Raw genomic sequence first — 5,185 nt, forward strand, 5'->3', positions numbered from 1 at the left:
CGTCCCGCCACTTTGGCAGTGCTGCGCCCGATAGCTCCAGAATGCGGGACTGCTCAAACCACAACATCGAAACCTCCTTGCGGGTGCAGAATTCGAAAATGGTTCAGAAAACTTCGCGTGTGCCAGGACGCGGCGGCCAGGCCTTGATCGTGCCGTCTATCCGGTGCAATCCTGCGTTGCGCGCGCAACTATTCGCGGTGAGTTTTAGCAGTTGAAGGGGACGGACACAATTTATGAGATGCCAATTTGACAATAATTCATAAATTCGCGACCAGAGCGTCGCCAAACCCGAACGGTCGTTACGGAGAACTTTCGCTTGCGTTTTCAGTGTCGAAGAAATCGCATGAAATTCGACTTTCGACGAAAACTACCCAATATGAATTAATCGGAATGCCTCAATATCGTCCCTGCCCCCCGGGACCTGCGCAATGCGGGTTTTGTCGTTCTCAGTGGCTCCCGAATTCCCTCACCATCGCGACTGTTACGCGGGCACCGCTGCGGCCCTGCGCGACACGCTACGCCGCGCAGTTGAACGCGGCGGCGCGCCTTCGCCAGGCGTATTGCACCAGGGTGTGGCGTCCATTGCGACGCCGACCGGCAACGCAGTCACGGCACAGGCAGGCCGCATCTGCCGCCGGCTTGATCGTTTGCCTGATGTACCGCGCACCGCTCGTAGTCGCCTATGCGCCGCGCGATGTGGCGTGCAACTGCCGGGCGCCTTGCCGCTCAGATCGCTATCGCAATCCCGAATGGCGCGATGCGAAGCGCTTGAGCTGCTCGTCGCGCATACAGCGCCGTTGCTGAGGGGGGCACGCGCCGAACGTGCGGTTGAGCCCAGCGCTCGTCGCCAACCTGCTGACGTGGGCCCACGAAACAGGCGTCAGCCTCGCGCAGCGCTGCGGGGTACATCGCAATACGAGCGGAACACACTCGTTACTCGAAGCGGCATTGACCAACGGAACACGGGCGCCACCCCGCATAGGGGCAACCCAGGCACACCGTCACAAAAAAATAAAACCCCAAACACTCAATCAATCCGCGTGCGCACTCTCGCGCACCAACTCGAACAACGCATCAAGCTCCGCAGAATGCGGCTCTTTGCGCGAGACCATTAGCAGGTCAATGGTAGGCGGCTCACCTTCGAGCGGCCGCGTGCAGATCGCGCTGCTCGTGAGCGAAGCCACATAGGCGGGCAGCAGCGCATACCCAAGCCCCATGCCGACAAGATTCAGATTCAGCAAAATATTAGTCGCAACCTGCGCGACCTTACGCTGAATGCCATTCGCCTCGCAATACGCCTCCACCACGCTGTGCACCTGCCCCGAAAACTCCGGATGCGTGCTGATGAACGGCTCACCGCTCAACTGCGCCGGCGCGATGCTCGTCTGCCTCGCAAGCGGGTGGCTACCCGGCAGCACCACGACGAGCGGCTCGGTCAACACCACTTCGCTGCGCAACTGTGGCGAGAGAATGGGCCGCCGCATGAATGCCACGTCGATATCGCCGCGCAAGAGCGCCTCTTCCTGCTCGGCCGTGGGCAGGCTGCGCAATTCCACGTTCACATCGGGATACCGCAAGCGCAGCCGCGGCAGAATCACCGGGAAAACCCGGATTTCCGCAGCGGGCACGAAGCCGATCGTGACAGTCGCGCGGCCCTGCCCCACCTGGCGCGCGCGCGCCACCGCACGGTCGGCCTGCGCCACCACGAGGCGCGCCTCGGCGAGGAACACCCTGCCCGCCTCGGTCAGCTCCACCTTGCGGCGCGTGCGCTCGAACAGCGGCGTGCCCACTTCGTCTTCGAGATTGCGGATCTGCTGGCTCAGCGAAGGCTGCGCCGTGTGTAGCCGCTGCGCCGCGCGCGTGAAGCTCAGCTCGTCGGCGACGGCAATGAAATAGCGCAGGTGTCTCAGTTCCATGCTGGATTTATCGTTCGAAAGTCTAACTGCCAACAAACAAAATATTTCACAACGGTTCAGCGAGCAACGATCATCCGTTTCGCGTTCTCCGCCAAAGGGGAATGCTGCCACGGAGGAGACTCGCATGTCCGCAACCATCGACATCGATGCACTCGTCGACGCGCAAAATGGGCGCGTCACGTCGTCGATCTACACCGACCCCGACATCTACGCGCTCGAGCTCGAGCGCGTCTTCGGCCGCTGCTGGCTTTTCCTCGCCCACGTCAGTCAAATACCGAAAGCCGGCGACTTTTTCAATACCTACATGGGCGAAGACCCCATTGTCGTGGTGCGCCAGAAGGACGGCTCGATCAAGGCCTTCCTCAACCAGTGCCGCCACCGCTCGATGCGCGTGAGCCACGCCGATTGCGGCAATACGCGCGCGTTCACCTGCCCGTATCACGGCTGGTCGTATGGCGTGGACGGCGCGCTCATCGACGTGCCGCTCGAGCCGCGCGCCTATCCGCAAGGCCTGTGCAAGGAGAAGTGGGGCCTGCAGGAAGTCACGCGTGTGGCAGTGTACAAGGGCCTGGTGTTCGGCAACTGGGACGCGAACGCGCCCGACCTCGAAACCTACATGGGTGACATCGCCTGGTATCTGGACGGCGTGCTCGATCGCCGCGAGGGCGGCACCGAGATCGTGGGCGGCGTGCACAAATGGGTGATCGACTGCAACTGGAAATTTCCTGCCGAACAGTTCGCGAGCGACCAGTATCACGCGCTCTTCACGCACGCCTCCGCCATCGAGGTGCTCGGCGCGAAGGAAGGCGCGAGCGACAAGGCGCTCGGTGCGGGCCAGACCGCGCGCCCTGTCTGGGAGACGGCGAAGGACGCGCTGCAGTACGGTCAGGCCGGCCACGGCAGCGGCTTCTTCTTCACCGAGCAGCCCGACGCGAACGTATGGGTGGACGGCGAAGTCTCGCAGTACTTCCGCGACACCTATGCCGAAGCCGAAGCGCGCCTCGGCAAGGTGCGCGCCATGCGGCTCGCGGGCCACAACAACATGTTCCCCACGCTTTCGTGGCTCAACGGCACCGCCACGCTGCGCGTGTGGCACCCGCGCGGCCCGAACCAGGTGGAAGTGTGGGCGTTCTGCATCGCCGACAAGGCCGCCACGGATGAAGTCAAAGCCGCCTTCGAGCGCAGCGCGACGCGCGCGTTCGGCCCCGCTGGCTTCCTCGAACAGGACGACTCCGAAAACTGGGCCGAGGTACAAAAGGTGCTGCGCGGCAGCCGCGCACGCAAGACGAAGCTGTGCCTCGAAATGGGCCTTGGCGGTGAGCGCGTGCGCGAAGACGGCATACCTGGCATGACGAACTACATCTTCTCGGAAACGGCGGCGCGCGGCATGTACCGGCGCTGGGCCGACCTGCTGATGTCCGAAACGTGGGACGACGTGAACGAGCGCACCGCGCGCTACGAAGCGGAGGTGCTCAAATGAGCGAAGTCGCGGATATCACGCCCCTTTTCACGCCCGCGCGAGTCGGCCTCGAACTGCATCACGAGATCGAACAATTCCTCTTCGACGAAGCGGCGCTGCTCGACGAATGGCGCTTTCGCGCCTGGCTCGAACTGATGTCGAAGGACATCCGCTACACGATGCGCACAACCGTCAACGCGCAAACGCGCGACCGCCGGCGCGGCGTGCAGCCGCCCACCACGTGGATCTTCAACGACACGCACTTCCAGCTCGAACGCCGCGTGGCGCGCCTCGAAACCGGCATGGCCTGGGCAGAGGAGCCGCCTTCGCGCACGCGCCATCTCGTGACGAACTTGCGCGCGCTCACCACCGAAACGCCGGGCGAATACGAAGCGCATGTGAACTACGTGCTCTACCGCTCGCAGAAGGAACGCGACGAAACGTTCTACGTGGGCCGCCGCATCGACCGCGTGCGCCGCGTGGACAGCGCGCAAGGCTGGCAGGTGTGCCGCCGCGAGATCACGCTGGACCAGGTGGTGCTCACCTCCCATAACCTGAGTGTGCTTTTCTGATCATGGCCCGTATTTTTGTCTGCCAGGACAATGCATTGTCCGATGGCGAAGCGATCAGGGTTGGCGACCCTTCCGCCGCGATCGCCGTATTCAAGGTGAATGGCGAGCTGTTTGCGCTGAACGATCGCTGTTCTCACGGCAATGCTTCGATGTCCCAATGGTATATCGAAGACGACGGCACTGTCGAATGCCCGCTGCATGCGGCGCGTTTCTGCCTGAAGACGGGCGCGGCCCTGTGCCAGCCCGCAACCGAGCCGCTCAAGACGTTCCCCATTGCGCTCGTCGACGGCGCGGTGTACGTCGACGTGCCGGAGGTCGCGTAATGGCTCACTCCAACGGCTGGCTCGACAACGAAGTCGTATTGATCACGGGTGGCGGCTCGGGTCTCGGCCTCGCGCTCGTCGAACGCTTTCTCGAAGAAGGCGCGCGCGTGGCCGTGCTCGAACGCTCGGCACAAAAGGTCGCGTCGCTACGCGAGCGCTTTGATGTGGCCCGCGTCGTCGTCGTAGAGGGCGACGTCACGTCGTACGCCGACAACGAGCGCGCCGTGAACGCCGCCGTCGATGCGTTCGGCAAACTCGATACCTTCATCGGCAACGCGGCGATCTGGGATCACGCGTCGAGCCTCGTCGATCTCTCGCCCGAGCAACTCGACAGCGGCTTTCGCGAGCTTTTCTCGATCAACGTGAAGGGCTATCTGCTCGGCGCGAAAGCCGCCGCGCGCGCGCTCATTGCGAGCGATGGCAGCATGATCTTCACGCTCTCCAATTCGTCGTTCTATCCGGGCGGCGGCGGTCCTTTGTATACGGCGAGCAAGCATGCGGCCGTGGGCATCATCCGCCAGCTGGCCTACGAGCTTGCGCCCAAGGTGCGCGTGAACGGCGTCGGCCCTTGCGGCATGGCGAGCGACCTGCGCGGCCCCGTTTCGCTCGGCCAGCAGGACCTGCGCATCATGGATTCGCGCTCGCCTGAAGCGATCGCAAGCATTCTGCCGCTGCAGTTCTTCCCGCAGCCCTCCGACTTCACCGGCCCCTACGTGATGCTCGCCTCGCGCGCCAATAACCGCGTGCTGAGCGGCGTGATGATCAACGCGGATACCGGGCTCGGTATTCGCGGCATCCGTCACGCAGCGGGCGGCCTGCATCTGTAACGGGAAACGCGTCATGACCGCCTCGACCATCGTCATCGTCATCGTCGGCGCAGGCCAGGCCGGCGCGCTCGCCGCCGCCGAACTGCGC

6 protein-coding genes are annotated in these 5,185 nt (G+C 63.6%); 5 read left to right on the top strand and 1 reads right to left on the bottom strand.

Features of this window, described 5'->3' with window-relative positions; translation table 11 throughout:
• Positions 1 to 215, top strand: a 215-nt coding sequence (locus VMJ11_RS19655) for a hypothetical protein (protein ID WP_325621050.1), incomplete at its 5' end; no start/stop codon positions are given.
• Positions 216 to 1,031: 816 nt separating this feature from the next.
• Here the strand turns inward: VMJ11_RS19655 and hcaR are convergent.
• Positions 1,032 to 1,916, bottom strand: coding sequence for a DNA-binding transcriptional regulator HcaR (gene hcaR, locus VMJ11_RS19660; protein WP_325621051.1), 885 nt, complete (start codon positions 1,914 to 1,916; stop codon positions 1,032 to 1,034).
• Between the two features lie 124 nt (positions 1,917 to 2,040).
• On the opposite strand from hcaR, the gene hcaE reads away from it, so the two are divergent.
• The 4 genes from hcaE to hcaB are packed head-to-tail and all read left to right on the top strand — an operon-like array spanning position 2,041 to position 5,097.
• Entirely contained in the window at positions 2,041 to 3,396 is a 1,356-nt protein-coding gene (hcaE, locus tag VMJ11_RS19665) for a 3-phenylpropionate/cinnamic acid dioxygenase subunit alpha (RefSeq protein ID WP_325621052.1), read from the top strand.
• Positions 3,393 to 3,947: a 3-phenylpropionate/cinnamic acid dioxygenase subunit beta gene (gene hcaF / locus VMJ11_RS19670; RefSeq protein ID WP_325621053.1), complete on the top strand. Its 555-nt coding sequence runs from the start codon at positions 3,393 to 3,395 to the stop codon at positions 3,945 to 3,947. Before hcaE ends, hcaF begins: the two co-directional genes overlap by 4 nt.
• Positions 3,948 to 3,949: 2 nt before the next feature.
• Positions 3,950 to 4,270 carry a 3-phenylpropionate/cinnamic acid dioxygenase ferredoxin subunit gene (gene hcaC / locus VMJ11_RS19675; RefSeq protein ID WP_325621054.1) on the top strand — a complete coding sequence of 107 codons (321 nt, stop codon included), beginning with the start codon at positions 3,950 to 3,952 and terminating at the stop codon, positions 4,268 to 4,270.
• A complete protein-coding gene (gene hcaB, locus VMJ11_RS19680; RefSeq protein WP_325621055.1) occupies positions 4,270 to 5,097 on the top strand; it encodes a 3-phenylpropionate-dihydrodiol/cinnamic acid-dihydrodiol dehydrogenase in 828 nt (275 codons plus the stop codon). The genes hcaC and hcaB overlap by 1 nt, the downstream gene beginning before the upstream one ends.
• The last annotated feature ends 88 nt before the right edge of the window (positions 5,098 to 5,185 follow it).

This window comes from Paraburkholderia sp., from assembly GCF_035501035.1.
In the GTDB taxonomy this organism is placed as follows: domain Bacteria; phylum Pseudomonadota; class Gammaproteobacteria; order Burkholderiales; family Burkholderiaceae; genus Paraburkholderia.

Excerpts from the sequence above, each read along its gene's own strand:
- hcaR (WP_325621051.1), bottom strand. The coding sequence starts at position 1,916 with ATGGAACTGAGACACCTGCGCTATTTCATTGCCGTCGCCGACGAGCTG.
- hcaE (WP_325621052.1), top strand. The coding sequence starts at position 2,041 with ATGTCCGCAACCATCGACATCGATGCACTCGTCGACGCGCAAAATGGG.
- hcaF (WP_325621053.1), top strand. The coding sequence starts at position 3,393 with ATGAGCGAAGTCGCGGATATCACGCCCCTTTTCACGCCCGCGCGAGTC.
- hcaC (WP_325621054.1), top strand. The coding sequence starts at position 3,950 with ATGGCCCGTATTTTTGTCTGCCAGGACAATGCATTGTCCGATGGCGAA.
- hcaB (WP_325621055.1), top strand. The coding sequence starts at position 4,270 with ATGGCTCACTCCAACGGCTGGCTCGACAACGAAGTCGTATTGATCACG.